Source organism: Shewanella sp. WE21 (assembly GCF_002966515.1).
GTDB lineage: Bacteria > Pseudomonadota > Gammaproteobacteria > Enterobacterales > Shewanellaceae > Shewanella > Shewanella oncorhynchi.
On record NZ_CP023019.1, the window covers coordinates 4,672,006 to 4,686,684 of the forward strand.

The following is a 14,679-nucleotide window of genomic DNA, read 5'->3' on the forward strand; positions in this document are numbered from 1 at the left end:
AGGGTTGCGTCCTGTGTGCTGAACTTGCTAAATCATGAAGATGGGCACGATAATAGGGGTATTGGTCCTATAAATAAAGAGGCAAGCCTTGTTCACTGACACCAATCCGTATTTTAGTGTGCCTCACCACTTTACCGCCTACCTAAGCCAATGGCCGAGTTCCCAGCCATTACCCTCAGAAATGGCACTGAGATCAATGCAATCATTAGGCATTCAACTGCTCAGCGAAGTCAAAACACTCGAAGCTAACTGCTTGCTACAACTGCGCCATTTAGATAACGAGGCAAAAGTTGTCGTGGATTTTTTAAAGCTGCAATCCCGCAAAGTAGATCTAGTGCTGCAACATGTATTAGAAAAAGAAACCCAAGAGGGCGAAAAATGCTTTGGTAACCAATTTGGTGGTAGTGGCCTGAGATTACTCACCCCAACAGCCTTAGACATTGGCTCCCACTATAAAATTACTCTGTTTATTCACGACGAATTAGTTGCCATTCTCTGTTTTGGCAAAGTCATCGCCACTCAAGCACAAAAAATAGCACAAGCCGAAGGCGATATGAGTCGTAATAACAGAACAGAACAACATACTCAACCTGAACATCTACAATGGCAAACCGACTTTGAATTCAGTCAAATTCTTGAATCTGACGTGGAGCAATTAGTCAAAGCTAGCCTCAATGTGCAACAGAAACAACTCAAGTTACGCAAACTCGCCAGAGACGAGCGTCAATAGCCGCTGACTTTTCTCTGGCACCTACGCCATCAAGTCTCTACAATGTCTGCAACTCTTTGTGAATGAATCAGTTTATCGCACGCCAATGACTCACATATCAGCCCTAACGCCGCCAGCCGTCAAAAATGGCACTCAAATTCAGACTCTGTCCACCGTGGGCGGCGTTTGCCAAGCCGTTACACTCGCCAATTTAGCGCGTCAACATAAGGGAACGACCTTAGTCGTCACCAGTGACACGCCAAGCGCCTTAAGCTTAGAGTTAGAACTGAGTTATTTGCTCAGTAAAACAGGCATTAAGGTCAGATTATTCCCTGACCGCGAAACCTTGCCCTACGACAGTTTTTCGCCCCATCAGGATTTAATTTCCCAGCGACTCGAAACGCTATCGCAGCTGTCTCAGATTGAGCAAAATATCGTTATCGTGCCCGTCACCACCTTGATGATACGCCTGCCACCTAAGGCCTATTTAAGCGCCAACGTGTTTGTGCTCAAAAAGGGTGATAGCTACAAGTTACACGATGTACGCCAGCATTTAACCGACACTGGCTACCATTCGGTGGAGCAAGTGTATGAACATGGCGAGTTTGCCATTCGCGGTTCGATTCTGGATATCTTCCCAACGGGGATGAATATGCCACTGCGCATCGAGCTATTCGATGAAGAAGTGGAAACCATTCGCCATTTTGATCCAGAAACCCAACGCTCATTGCAACCTGTCGACTCGATTCGCCTATTGCCCGCGAAGGAATTCCCAACCGACAGTTCGGCCATCGAAGGTTTTAGGCAAAGATACCGCCGCCGTTTCGAGGTCATAGTCAAAGAGCCGGAATCGGTTTATCAGCTAGTGAGCCGTAACTTGATGCCGGCGGGGATCGAAAACTACCTGCCGCTATTTTTTGATGACACCGCCACCCTATTCGATTACTTGCCCAAGGACACTCAACTCGTCACCTTAGGCGATATCGAAAAGTCGGCGCGTGCGCATCTGCAAGAAGTCGAACATCGCTATCAAGACAGACGCGTCGATCCACTGCGGCCATTACTGGCGCCTAAAGAGCTGTATTTACTCATAGAAGAGTTATTTGCCGCCTTTAAACCGCTGCCACGTTATCAAATGCAAGTGCCAACAGATGGCATTGAAACAACGAAAGCGGTTGTTATTGCCGCCAGCACCCTGCCCGACATCAGCGCCAATCATAAATTAAAGCAACCACTGCTAGCGCTGCAAGATTATGCCAGCAGCGCCAAACGCATGTTGTTTAGCGCGGAGTCCGAGGGGCGCCGCGAAGCGCTGCTTGAATTGCTCGCTAAAATTCAGTTAAAACCTGCACTGTTTAACCATTTTGATGAGTTTATTCAAAGTGATGCCAAGTTAGGCCTTATCGTGTCGCCGCTGTCACGCGGTTGTTTGCTGCAGATCAGCGCCAAAGATAGTATCAGTATCATTTGTGAGACTGAACTCTTCGGCCATCGAATTTCCCAGCAACGCCGCCGTGAGAAACAGCGTCAGATCAGTAATGATGCTCTGATTAAAAACTTGGCCGAACTCAAAGTTGGCCAGCCCATAGTGCATTTAGAACACGGCGTTGCACTTTATAGGGGCTTAGTCACCCTAGATACGGGTGGATTGGTCGCAGAATACTTGCAATTAGAATACGCTGGCGGTGACAAACTGTATGTGCCAGTGTCTTCATTGCATCTCATCAGCCGTTACAGTGTTGGCGCCGATGAAGACGCCCACTTAAATAAACTCGGCAATGAGACGTGGGCTAAAGCCAAGAAAAAGGCGATTGAAAAAATCCGCGACGTCGCGGCCGAGCTGCTCGATGTCTATGCACGTCGCCAAGCACGTCCTGGCGAAAGCTGCGCAATTGACGAAGAAGAATACGCTCAATTCGCCCGTGGCTTCCCCTTCGAAGAAACCGTCGATCAAGAAAGCGCCATCATCGCCGTGTTAGCCGATATGCAATCGCCGACCGCAATGGACAGATTAGTCTGTGGCGATGTGGGCTTTGGTAAAACCGAAGTAGCCATGCGCGCCGCCTTTGTGGCCGTCAACGCTGGCAAACAAGTGGTCGTGCTAGTTCCGACCACACTGCTTGCCCAGCAACACTATGAAAACTTTAAAGACAGATTTGCCGACTGGCCCGTGGTCACTGAAGTTATGTCACGCTTTCGTACCGCCAAAGAACAAGCCCAAGTGCTGCAGCAATTGGAAGAAGGCAAAGTCGATATCGTGATCGGTACCCACAAGTTACTGCAATCTGAGGCCAAGTTTGAAAACTTAGGCCTATTGATTATCGACGAAGAACACAGATTTGGTGTGCGTCAAAAAGAGAAAATCAAAGCGCTGCGCGCCAACGTGGATATCTTAACCCTGACCGCGACGCCTATTCCGCGCACCTTAAACATGGCCATGTCGGGTATGCGCGATTTATCAATTATCGCCACCCCGCCCGCCAAACGTTTAGCAGTGAAAACCTTTGTACGGGAATCGGATCCCGCGACTGTGCGCGAAGCCATTTTGCGGGAAATTCTCCGTGGCGGCCAAGTGTATTACCTGCACAATAATGTTGAAAGTATTGAGAAATGTGCCCAAGGCATTATCGATTTATTGCCTGAAGCGCGAGTCGTTGTTGCCCACGGTCAAATGCGTGAGCGCGATCTAGAACGGGTAATGTCAGACTTTTACCATCAAAGATTCAACGTGTTAGTCTGTACCACTATTATCGAAACCGGTATCGACGTCCCAAGTGCCAACACCATTATTATTGAGCGCGCCGATACCTTTGGTCTGGCACAGTTACACCAATTGCGTGGCCGCGTCGGGCGCTCGCACCATCAGGCCTATGCCTATTTGATGACGCCGCATCCCAAACGTATGACACCAGATGCGCGCAAACGTTTAGAAGCCATTGATGCTCTTGAAGATCTCGGTGCGGGCTTTATGCTGGCGACCCAAGATTTAGAGATCCGCGGCGCAGGTGAACTCTTGGGCGATGAACAGAGTGGCCATATTTCGAAAATTGGTTTTAGCTTGTACATGGAAATGCTCGAAGCGGCAGTCAAAGCCTTAAAACAAGGCAAAGAACCGTCACTGGCGCAAATGCTCAATCAGCAATGCGAAATTGAACTGCGTATCCCCGCCCTACTGCCTGAAGCCTATGTGAGCGACGTAAATATTCGTCTGTCGCTCTATAAACGCATCGCAGGGTGCGAAACACAGGCGGCGCTGGATGAGTTAAAAGTCGAATTGATCGACCGTTTTGGCTTATTACCTGAACCGACGCGTAACTTAATGGAAATGACCCTCTATAAACATGAGGCGACTCGCTTAGGTGCGACTAAAATAGAAGTGCACAGTAAAGGTGGCAGCATCGAATTTAGTGATGATCATGTCATAGATCCTGTGTTTATTATTGGATTACTCCAAAGCCAGCCACAAATCTATCGAATGGAAGGACCGAATAAGTTAAAGTTCAGCCTTGCAGCCGAAACCAGTAAAGACAGGCTCGCTTTAGTGAAACTCTTGCTAGAACAATTATCGCAACATCGTCTTGGAGATAAATAGTGTTACGTAAACTCGCGGTCTCTATCGCTACACTCATTGCACTATCACACAGTCAGGTCGTCCAAGCAGAAGCTTGGTTCGAGGTTGAAGTCTATGTGTTTGAACGCCAAAGCCAGTCAAGTGAACAATGGCCTGATGCGCCGAACAAGACGAAAACCGATAACGCAATAGACTTAATCTCCCCCGCTATCGCGCAAGCAATCACGCCGATACCCAGCGCATCTGCGCCTTGCACACTGGTCTTTGATGCCGATGCAAATAGCCACTGCGCTGAAACCTTAAACGGTACCTCGACGTCAGAACCTATGCCTGCCGCGACTGCGAGTGTGGAATATCGTTACCCGCCGGTGATCCCATCAGAAATCAGCAGCGCACAGATCAGTTATCCTACAGCCAATGGCAGCCCAGTGTTGTTAACCCGCAGCCAAAGTCAGTTCGCGAGTATTATTAATAGCATATCCCGCGAACGTGGCACGCGCAGTTTACTGCACATGGCTTGGCAACAACCTATGCGTGGTAAGAGTGGCTCAGTACCCATACGCTTATTTGCGGGTAAAGATTTCTCAGGTACTTATCACTTCGATGGCAGAAAAATCATTAAGCAAGCTCAAGCAGAGCCTATGACTAATGCCGATGGCACGCCAATGCTTGCACCTGCTGTATCACCAGTATGGGAATTAGATGGCACACTGAATATCTATTTAAGCCACTATTTGTATATTGAAACCGCATTGCACTTGCGCAAAGAAGGCAGAAAATTAATGCCAGCCGTACCCAGTGATGCGACCGATACCAACGCAACGCTCACGGCGCCCAAAGTCATGACACCATTTTTAATGTCTGTGCCTTTGGAGCAAAACCGCCGTGTGAAGAGTGAAGAAATCCATTATTTAGATCATCCCGAAATGGGCATGGTGATCCAAATCCGCAAGATGGCGCAACCCAGTGCAATGCAAAATAATCAGAATGCCGAATCAATACAGACTGTTGGCCAATACTGAACAAACGCACAACCCGCACAATTCTTAAGTTAAAACGGTGCAGTTAAGTTAACACTGTACGTTTAAATTAAGACTGAACGATGGAGAAATCGAGGTAGATATCATCAGCCTCGTCTTCTCCTACTGTTACTGTTAATCCCTCGGTACAAGGCACACCTACTTCGCACCAAGCAATTAAAGCATTAACGGCAATGTCACTGCCTTGGGCAAGTACTTCAACACTGCCATCGCGGCAATTGGTTACATATCCTGTCACACCAAGGGCTCTGGCCTTAGTCAAGGTCGCATGACGGCAACCAACACCTTGCACTTTTCCCGTCAAATTAATTAATACTCGCTTCATCTCACGCTCCTTTTTCACGGAACCTTGTTATAGAAATAAGCATAGCCGCAATTATCCAAAGGCTAAGTGTTAACCTATGGATTTGTAGAGCAAAAAACAAACAATATTTAAATTTAGGCAAAAAAAACAGCTAACAAGACTGCTGCTAGCTGTGTCGGGCGACATACGCAAAGGGATATCCAATAAATGGACAAATAAAACAGCAATTCTGTATCATTTTGTTACAAAATAGCAAGGGTCGCTACTTTACACAATAAATAATTATTTTCAAGAGTTTGAAAAGTAAAACTATCCATCCCGAATGAATATAATGCTTTTAGCTGAAAATCAGCTCGTACACCCATCTGCATTGTTCATGTTTAAAAACATCCCCTGTGATAGCCGAAGAAGTATAAAGGCGTATTGACGTTTAACGCTGAGATTGTGTTTGTTCTGGCAAGTTAGTAAACACGAAACGAGGGGTTGAGAAGTGAGCCCTCTAATGACAAGAGGCGCGTATGCCTGACGATAAAGCAAGGCAAGCAAACTAGATGCAAAAAAGCAAAAAAACCGGCCTAATTAGCCGGTTTTTGCTTGATTGTGTGGGTAGGTGATGAAGTGCTACTCGCTGATCATCAGACCATTTTGATAGCGATACTCGGATGAGGGTTCACCATTAAAGTAGTACACCGACCTGCCGTGCAGTTGATTATCAAGATACTCATCACTTTGCAGCAGGCTGCCATCTTCGTTAAAACTATAGCCTTTGCCTTGCAATTGACCTTGATCATCATACTGGGCCTGCCCTAATAAATGGCCATTGGCGGAAAAGGCTTGCCAGTGACCCACTTCGTGTCCTGCTTTATAGTTGCCATGCCAGAGCTTAACCATGCTGTAGCTGCTTTCATCTTGCAGCAGCCATTGGCCTTCGCGCTGACCGTTAACATACTGACCTTGGGCTTGCAGTTGTTTATCAAAGCCACGCAGTAAATACGCGCCATGTAACTTAGCGTTTTTATAAAACTCTCGGCGCATTATCGTGCAATCGGCTGCGATTTCTGTTTGTTCACCACTCAGCTCACCTTGTTGGTTAAACTGCTCATTGCGCGTCGTATCCGCGTTTTTTGTGACCCACTTGCCGGACTTTAACCCTAAGTGATATTGGCCGCTGACAAAACCGCCGTCCTCGGCCTTATCTTCTCGATATGCACCGTGCATTTGACCTTTGCGGTAGTTTATCCGCCTGATATAACCGTTCCAGCCAGCACCGATATACAAGCCATCGTATCGCCCCTTGAGTTGTTCATCACGTTCAATCAGCTCACCTGCTGCATCAAAACGCTGACGTAAGCTCCAGTCTTTTGTAGTATCTTGCTGATATTGATAAGTTAACTTTCCCGTAGAATCGAAGCGCTGTTCAGTGCTAGTCTGACCTTTAGCGAGGTATTGCGTGTCGGTTTGGGTCGCAACGTTACCGGCATTATCATAGGTAATATGTTGAATTTCACGACCATCCTTATCATACTTTTGCAGCTCTGCTAACCGCCCTTGTTCATCAAAACGCTGCTGGTTTCCCACCTGTTTATCATGCTCATAGTGTTTAATCTCTTGCAGCACATCGGCAGCTCGGTAAATCAACACTTCGCCGTGTATTTTCCCCTTAAGATAAAACTCTTTAGTGTATAACCAGCCTTCTTTTGTCCAATACAGTCGCTCACCTTCTCTTTTTCCCGCCACCATATTAACGGTTTGCTCCGGCTGACCATTGTTATGAAAGCTTTCATATAGCCCTTCCATACCGTTAGCGCCGTAGGTTACGCGTGTTTGCAACTGGCCATTGTTAAAATAACTTTGCGATAATCCTAATTCAGCCCCATTCACACGATGCTGAAGCTCCCTCAATTGACCATTGGTATGGTAACTTTTCTGATCTCCATGCAACTGGCCATTCTGGTAGTGGTACTCTCCCGAGAGCGCTCCGTCTTCCCAATAATGCAGATGCGTGCCTTGATAACGCCCTTGTGCATCGCTACTGCCCTTGCGAGACAGTTGACCATCGGGGTAGAAAAACTCGAAATCACCAACGATAAAACTCTCGGCTAAATTGGGACTGTTGACGCTGCCCTTAAAAACGGGTTTATCCGTCTCCAGATAAAAGAGTTGTAGCGGCCACACGCCATCTTTCTCTGTTGGTGCTTGCTCCTGATAATAAATGGCTTCACCAGGCACATCGCTAAGCCGCCATAGTTCGTCGAGTAAAATTCGCTCAGCCGACAGATTAAACGACATAAGTAGCGCAGATAATAGTAATAAGACTCTCATATTCTGCTCCTTAAGGTAACGCAGGGAATATATTAACCCACTGTTTATTGACCGGTTCGCCGCTTATCATCAGCTGCTCTATCTGTGCTGCGCGCCCCGCCAGTACAAACCAGCGTTCCTCACGTAATACTTGCTGCAACGGACGCTGATAAAAATCACTACTGTCACCTTGAATCGCAGGAGCTAGCTGTAAATTTTGCGCATTTAAAAAACGATAGCGCCGCATAAAGTCGGCCACGGTTTGATGGGTATCAACATTCGGCAACTGAGTGATATCAATCAACCAGCTTTGCTCGGGTTGATACGCTAGCGCTTGCCATTTGGGCGTACCGGTACAGGCCAAAGTGCTGCTGACATTGATGTCGTAAAAATTGCGGCGGATCCCATCGGCGCTAGTCAGTTGGTACAGCACAAACTTATCCAGCCCTCCACCAAAACCCGTGTTGTTAGTGCTTGTGTTTGTCCATTGCAGTGTGTGCCCGTTGACCTTAGGTGCATCGACAACACTGAGCGTGCACACCGCTGCCTGCTCGGAAGTTAACAGCAAACTGACGCCGTATTTGGCCACGACTTGCGGCTCAAGTAAGGCGGGGTCTTCAGGTGCAGTAACTTGCGGCTGATTAACATAGGACGCATACATATCATCACTATAAAGCAGTTGTTGCTGCGCCGGCGGATAGGCGACATTTTGCGCGTAATCTTGAGTCGGAATAAAACGAATGTTCTTAGTCAGTTCACCACTGTCAACCACAGTATTCACATAGAGTGTCAGCGTGGACGGCGCTGCGGGAAAGGTAAACTGTGTGATCGATTCATATTGTGTCGATGAGGCCAACGCCAGCATATTTTGCTCTGCCGGGGTTAACCAATCCGGCCCAGTGGGCGGCGGTGAAAGATATTTCACCATAGCGCCTTCGGCACCGTCAAAGCGCCGGTATAACCAAGATTTGTCAGTGCTGCCTCGCGATTTCAGCAAATAACTGAATGGTTTATCTGGGATTGGCGAGAGTTCCAGCTGTATATCTTCATACTGCAAGGCCACAGTTTTGCTGGGATCGGGGGTCAGGTTAAGTTTGACTAATTTCGCGCCGCGATAATGGGCAGTCGCGCGAAACTCCGCAACCTGAGCTAAGAGGTCATTCGGCGCATTCCAACCGACAAGCAAATTCTGCTGCTCAGACTGATGGAAACCATCCTGTTCTGGATAACTGTAACTGCCTACCTTGCTCAATTGCAGCGGCAGTACTGTGCCATCCGCACTGTGTGCTGTGATATCGGTTAAGCTAAACCCGCCTTCGGGTTTAAAACCTGAAAAGTCATACTGATAAGTCAGCTTTAATAAATCATCTTGCTGGTAAAAGTAGCCCGCATCATAGGCAAATACAGCATCTTGGGTTAAGGTCTTATTGACGTTATCCAACACAACGTCAGGTTGTGTTTGATACTCAAATACTGGGAAATCATAAAAATCTAAATGCTGTGTCAGATCGCCCAACTGGCGCTCCTGCGGCAACATAATAACGTTGCTGCGCATTGTGCCCTTATAGCCGTAGCGCTCAAACGGCGCTTCTGCCACTAAGGCTAACTGCGCTAACCAACCCCGCTCACGTTCTAACATCAGCTGACCGTATATTTTGGCTTGCTCGCCGCCACTTTCAACTTTGGCTAACACATGAGTATCAGTGACTTGCAAGACGGTAAGTTTTGCATTTGCGTGGCCTTGATAGGCAGGAAGTGCGACGACCGCCCCCGCTTTGGCGGGTATGGTGCTAAGGAAGGCCGATGAGCTAAAGAGCTTTTTCAGTTCCTGCTCAAGCTCTGCGCCGCGTTCAGCCAACAGCGCCTGCCATACAGGTTTGTTCAGTGCACTGAATTCTTTAACGCTCCCATCGTCTAGATTTAAAGAAAATTCAAACCCCTGCGAGAAAATAGCGTGCATTTCTGGATTACGATCGGCCCGCTGGCCACTACTGACGCCACTCCCTTGACCATCGCGCATGTTCATATAATCGACGTGCACTTGAAACCGACTGTTTTTGCCTGTTTCGAGGACCTTATAACGCAGCAATTGATGTGACGTGGCGTTAACCGTTTCGGTACGCTGACCATTGTCTACAGTGATGTTAGTGGTGCTATACAGCTGATACGAGCGCTCTTCCCCTTTTTCAGGCGTAAACTCAACATCAGCATCCCCAAAAGAACAGGCCGATAATAAACAGCATGCAACTACGCTAACCAAGTACTTCATGGTTATTCCTTGTATCTCAAATAGTAAGCGCCGCATTATGCCCTTTCATGCCCAGTAAATAAAATGCTTTGCTATTTATGCCAGTTCAGCACAACACCTTAATGCGCGACTAAAGCATCCTTTTTAGATAGTCACAGGTACTGCAATACCAATCTTAGGTAAGTTTTTAATGACGAATTCCGGCATCAATAACTGATGCAAAAAGCTAGCTGTGCTGCATTAATTGTCATTGTTTCCCAGTGACTCGCCGATTATTTAATAAGAAGTATCCCTATAGGCTCGACGGCGGCATCCATGCCGCCAACGGTCATTGGTACAACAATGCCAATCTTAACTATCACTTTCGCAGTTCGTTTAGCTAAAAAGCTATTGTCCCAAAGCGTGCTGGGTATCTCCTTCAAACCCGCATGTTCCACTAATGCCAAAAAGGTGAGCCGTGGTGATTTGCGAGACGACCGTCCGCCCCATGGACGGGGCGGTCGAGCATCCAAGGACGGACTTGCTGCGAGTCGACGAGCAAATGCCATGGCAAGCCTGTGCTAGTGGATACCCGTAAACGCTAAACTTCTAGCAACTGAAATTACTGCTCCCCAAACACTACTTTCCAACACATTTCTGTCCAAAAGTGTGTTGCGTATGTCTTTTAAATCTACAGGTTACGTGAATGCACGAAAGGTGAGCCATGGTGATTGGCGAGACGACCGTCCGCCCCATGGACGGGGCGGTCGAGCATCCAAGGATGGACTAGCAGCGCGTCGGTGAGTAAATACCATGGCAAGCCTATATGCGGGGATATCAGCCAACACTAAAATCCTACTTAATCTATCCCCAATAGTCACAGTCATATGTCCGCCACATGAAGTACGAAAGCCAAACCATAAGGCGAAATAGCCGATGAGATAAATCCACTCCCCCTCTTAAATATAAAAAGAGGAGTGATACTTTTATTCAATCGATATCAATCAAGCCAACTTAAAGGCTTTTATTTTGGGGAGATGGGCGGCGAGTTGGGGGAATTTGTGGGGTTGAACGTCATCCCAATCAATCGAATAATAGGCGCTTAATTCACTGGCGAGTTGCTGATTATCGAACATCTCATCATTAACCGAAAATATACACATGGCCTTGTGGGTATTCTTTTCACGAAATTGCGACACGCACTTATTGGCAATATCGGCATATTCTTCTGGGCGGTCAATCTTGCCCTGCATATTATTTTCTGGGTGCAAATTAGGATTAATCAGTACAGATTTAAGCCCATTTAAAAAGCCAATCCGCTCGGCCCAATAAGCGCCGAGTCCTACGCCAACCATTAACGGCGCGGGATCGTCGCAATGCTGCATTTGCTTAGCGACTTCCTTGAGCAAGTGTTGCATGTCGTGCTTAGGGTGCAAGGTGCTGTAACTGATCAAACGCACATCAGGGTCAATAAATTGCAACTGACGCATTTTTTCGTGATTACCTGGGCTAGTAGCATCAAATCCATGAAGATAGAAAATCATATCAAGGCCTTTTAATCATTTTTGATTACAGTGAATTAACTAACCCTAGCAAAAGAGTGATCTCACACCTTGCGCTACATCAAACTTTCGCCTGTTGAGCCAAACAAATTTGCTCGGCAAGCTGCTTGGCATTTTCCCAACGAGCCGTATTATCGAGCGCAGCTGCCGTTTGCGCGGCATTGGGTTTAAGTAAACTCGCAGGATACTGTGGCGCGCTCGCAGGCCAAGTAAAGCCATCGAGTAGCGACATTACGCCCGCATTGTCATTACACACTAAAATCATGTCGCAACCTGCGGCTAAGGCGGCGCTGGCCCTTGCACGGTAATCGCCCGCAAATCCTGCGCCTTGCATGCCGAGATCGTCAGAGAAAATCACCCCGTTAAAGCCAAGTTCTTTACGCAGCACTTGTTTTAGCCAGTATTCGGAAAAGCCCGCAGAGTTAGGGTCGACTTTAGGGTAAACCACGTGCGCGGGCATCACGCCTAATAACTTGTCTTTTGCGATCAATTCTTTAAACGGTAGGATATCCTTTGCAAAAATCGCCTCGGCATCACGTTCATCAATTGGTTTCTCGTAGTGCGAATCCGCCACTACACTGCCGTGTCCGGGGAAATGTTTACCCACGGCGCCCATGCCAGCTGCGGCCATGCCAGCAATAAAGCTTTCGGCCAATGTAATAACCTCGGCGGGCTCTGGGCTAAAGCTGCGTTTACCTATGACTTGGCTCACGCCGTTTAAGTCCAACACGGGCGCGAAACTTAAGTCGATATCGCAAGCCAGTAATTCAATCGCTATCAAGAAACCGAGCTCACAGGCCCAACGCTTGGCCAATACCATATCACCCTTTGCTGCGGGGAGAATGTCGCCCATGGCAGGAATAATGGTAAAGCCATCACGGAAACGTTGTACTCGGCCCCCCTCATGATCGACGGCGATTAATATTTCTGGGCGGATTTGGCGTATCTGTTGTACCAGACGGATCAACTGATCACGGCTCGAAAAATTGCGGGAAAATAGGATTAAACCACCCACCTGTGGATGGCGTAGCATCTCAGATTCAGCCTCACTGACGTCCAACGACAGTAAATCCAACATTAAATAGCTCATACTTCTCCCTAAAAATATTCATTAATACTCAAAAAATAACCACTCAAGCCATAAGTAGTCCACGCTCACAAAAAAGCTAAAAAAAGCGAGCCACCTACTCTTGTAGCGCTGTCGAAGCCTGTATTCTTGGCCATAAAATGGCCTGTAAAAAAGTCCCAATTAAGTTCAGCTTATCCGAACTATTATGAATAAAAAAAACTAATGTGAATTGTCACACTAATCTATGGGATACTGGCGTTAGAGTATCACACAAGCAGATTTCGCATGAAAGAACGCCGCCACTGACCAGAGTACACGCGCAAGATTAGCGTGCTTCAATCTGCAGAGCGAGCAATCCCATGCACTCAGACTAAAATAATAAACAAGACACAACAGGACTTCTATCATGATTAGCGTATTTGACATGTTCAAGATCGGCATAGGTCCATCGAGTTCACATACCGTCGGCCCAATGAAAGCGGGCAAAATCTTTATGCAAAACCTGACTGACTCAGGACTCGTGACCCAGATTGATGAATTAAGAGCCGAACTCTTTGGCTCCCTCGGCCAAACAGGCAAAGGCCACGGCACGGGCAAAGCAGTAATTTTAGGCTTAATGGGCGAAGATCCCGAAACCGTGGACACTGACAGTATCGACGGTATTTTAGAACACGTCTCCAAGGACGAAACCTTAACGCTGCACTGTGGCAAAGTAGTTAAGTTTACCCGTGAGCAAGGCATTACCTATCACAGACGCAAAACGCTACCTGCACATGCTAACGCCATGACCTTGTACGCTTACTGTAAAGGAGAATGCATTTTTGATCGCACTTACTACTCAGTGGGTGGCGGCTTTATTTTAGATGAAGATGAAATTAGCCAACGTAATGCATCGCCAGCCTCACAAATTGAATCGGCTCCTTTTGATTTTGTGAGTGCAGCTCACTTACTGGAATTATGCGGCGAGCAAGGTCTCAGCATTTCTTCTTTAATGATGGCGAACGAACTGAGTTTAGCCACTGAAGATGAAGTCAAAGCCAAGCTGTGGAATATTTGGCAAACGATGAAAACCTGTATCGAACGCGGTTATCAGAAGGAAGGTATTTTACCTGGCGGCCTAAAACTGCGTCGTCGTGCACCTGCACTGTACCGTCGGTTGAAAGCCGAAGGCCGTAACAATGTCGATCCATTAACCGCTATGGATTGGGTCGATTTATTCGCACTGTCGGTCAACGAGCAAAATGCGGCCGGTGATCGCGTCGTGACTGCGCCAACAAACGGTGCTGCGGGAATTATTCCTGCCGTATTATGTTATTACGATACCTTCGTACAAGAAGTGGATATTGATGTCTGCGCCCGTTATTTATTAACTGCCGCTGCAATTGGTATTTTGTACAAGAAAAATGCCTCAATTTCGGGCGCCGAAGTTGGTTGCCAAGGTGAAGTGGGCGTGGCCTGTTCTATGGCAGCTGGTGCTCTGACTGAAATCATGGGCGGTACGGTTGAGCATGTTGAAAACGCGGCTGAAATCGGCATGGAACATAACTTAGGTCTAACCTGCGATCCTGTGGGCGGCCTAGTGCAAGTGCCTTGTATCGAACGTAATGCCATGGGCGCAATCAAAGCGATCAACGCGTCTCGTATGGCCCTACGCGGTGACGGTAACCATAAGGTTTCACTGGATAAAGTGATCAAAACCATGATGGATACCGGCAGAGATATGCGCAGCAAATACAAAGAAACCGCCAAAGGCGGCCTAGCAGTCAACATTGTTGAGTGCTAAGTGCCGAGTGTTAGTTCACTCCCACTAATCGTTTAAATTGCACCATAAAAAATGCCGCAACTCAGTGAGTTGCGGCATTTTTCAGTCAGTATTTGAATTCTTATTGCATTAAC

The 14,679-nt window shown here is 47.3% G+C and carries 10 protein-coding genes; 5 read left to right on the forward strand and 5 right to left on the reverse strand.

Going from position 1 to position 14,679, the window contains the following annotated elements; translation table 11 throughout:
* Window positions 1–88 precede the first annotated feature (88 nt).
* The 3 genes from CKQ84_RS20900 (at window position 89) to CKQ84_RS20910 (ending at window position 5,302) form a co-directional block, all read left to right on the forward strand.
* Window positions 89–730, forward strand: a complete 642-nt coding sequence (locus CKQ84_RS20900; protein WP_105252623.1) for a hypothetical protein — start codon at window positions 89–91, stop codon at window positions 728–730.
* Between the two features lie 85 nt (window positions 731–815).
* Entirely contained in the window at window positions 816–4,301 is a 3,486-nt protein-coding gene (gene mfd, locus CKQ84_RS20905; RefSeq protein WP_105252624.1) for a transcription-repair coupling factor, read from the forward strand.
* Complete coding sequence (locus tag CKQ84_RS20910; protein WP_105252625.1) at window positions 4,301–5,302, forward strand: peptidoglycan binding protein CsiV; 1,002 nt, start codon at window positions 4,301–4,303, stop codon at window positions 5,300–5,302. The genes mfd and CKQ84_RS20910 overlap by 1 nt, the downstream gene beginning before the upstream one ends.
* A gap of 67 nt (window positions 5,303–5,369) precedes the next feature.
* On the opposite strand, the gene CKQ84_RS20915 is transcribed toward CKQ84_RS20910, so the two are convergent.
* From CKQ84_RS20915 to CKQ84_RS20925, 3 genes are all read right to left on the reverse strand, one after another.
* Window positions 5,370–5,645: an acylphosphatase gene (locus CKQ84_RS20915; protein WP_028759808.1), complete on the reverse strand. Its 276-nt coding sequence runs from the start codon at window positions 5,643–5,645 to the stop codon at window positions 5,370–5,372.
* Window positions 5,646–6,245: 600 nt separating this feature from the next.
* Window positions 6,246–7,946, reverse strand: a complete 1,701-nt coding sequence (locus CKQ84_RS20920; RefSeq protein ID WP_105252626.1) for a toxin-antitoxin system YwqK family antitoxin — start codon at window positions 7,944–7,946, stop codon at window positions 6,246–6,248.
* A 10-nt stretch (window positions 7,947–7,956) separates the two neighbouring features.
* Window positions 7,957–10,194 (reverse strand): hypothetical protein, encoded by a 2,238-nt coding sequence (locus tag CKQ84_RS20925; RefSeq protein ID WP_105252627.1) that lies wholly within the window; start codon window positions 10,192–10,194, stop codon window positions 7,957–7,959.
* A gap of 294 nt (window positions 10,195–10,488) precedes the next feature.
* On the opposite strand from CKQ84_RS20925, the gene CKQ84_RS23815 reads away from it, so the two are divergent.
* Window positions 10,489–10,737, forward strand: coding sequence for a hypothetical protein (locus tag CKQ84_RS23815; protein WP_158683083.1), 249 nt, complete (start codon window positions 10,489–10,491; stop codon window positions 10,735–10,737).
* Window positions 10,738–11,156: 419 nt separating this feature from the next.
* Here CKQ84_RS23815 and ycfP read toward each other — a convergent pair whose 3' ends face one another.
* Window positions 11,157–11,696 carry an alpha/beta hydrolase YcfP gene (ycfP, locus tag CKQ84_RS20930; RefSeq protein WP_105252628.1) on the reverse strand — a complete coding sequence of 180 codons (540 nt, stop codon included), beginning with the start codon at window positions 11,694–11,696 and terminating at the stop codon, window positions 11,157–11,159.
* A gap of 79 nt (window positions 11,697–11,775) precedes the next feature.
* Window positions 11,776–12,804, reverse strand: coding sequence for a beta-N-acetylhexosaminidase (gene nagZ, locus CKQ84_RS20935; RefSeq protein ID WP_105252629.1), 1,029 nt, complete (start codon window positions 12,802–12,804; stop codon window positions 11,776–11,778).
* A 385-nt stretch (window positions 12,805–13,189) separates the two neighbouring features.
* On the opposite strand from nagZ, the gene CKQ84_RS20940 reads away from it, so the two are divergent.
* On the forward strand, window positions 13,190–14,566 hold the full coding sequence (locus CKQ84_RS20940; RefSeq protein ID WP_028759794.1) for an L-serine ammonia-lyase: 1,377 nt from the start codon (window positions 13,190–13,192) through the stop codon (window positions 14,564–14,566).
* Window positions 14,567–14,679: the final 113 nt, after the last annotated feature.

What these genes read in the sequence shown, in the direction of transcription:
- CKQ84_RS23815 (WP_158683083.1), top strand. Translation starts at nt 10,489, where the DNA reads ATGCCGCCAACGGTCATTGGTACAACAATGCCAATCTTAACTATCACT.
- nagZ (WP_105252629.1), bottom strand. Translation starts at nt 12,804, where the DNA reads ATGAGCTATTTAATGTTGGATTTACTGTCGTTGGACGTCAGTGAGGCT.
- CKQ84_RS20925 (WP_105252627.1), bottom strand. Translation starts at nt 10,194, where the DNA reads ATGAAGTACTTGGTTAGCGTAGTTGCATGCTGTTTATTATCGGCCTGT.
- ycfP (WP_105252628.1), bottom strand. Translation starts at nt 11,696, where the DNA reads ATGATTTTCTATCTTCATGGATTTGATGCTACTAGCCCAGGTAATCAC.
- mfd (WP_105252624.1), top strand. Translation starts at nt 816, where the DNA reads ATGACTCACATATCAGCCCTAACGCCGCCAGCCGTCAAAAATGGCACT.
- CKQ84_RS20915 (WP_028759808.1), bottom strand. Translation starts at nt 5,645, where the DNA reads ATGAAGCGAGTATTAATTAATTTGACGGGAAAAGTGCAAGGTGTTGGT.
- CKQ84_RS20940 (WP_028759794.1), top strand. Translation starts at nt 13,190, where the DNA reads ATGATTAGCGTATTTGACATGTTCAAGATCGGCATAGGTCCATCGAGT.
- CKQ84_RS20920 (WP_105252626.1), bottom strand. Translation starts at nt 7,946, where the DNA reads ATGAGAGTCTTATTACTATTATCTGCGCTACTTATGTCGTTTAATCTG.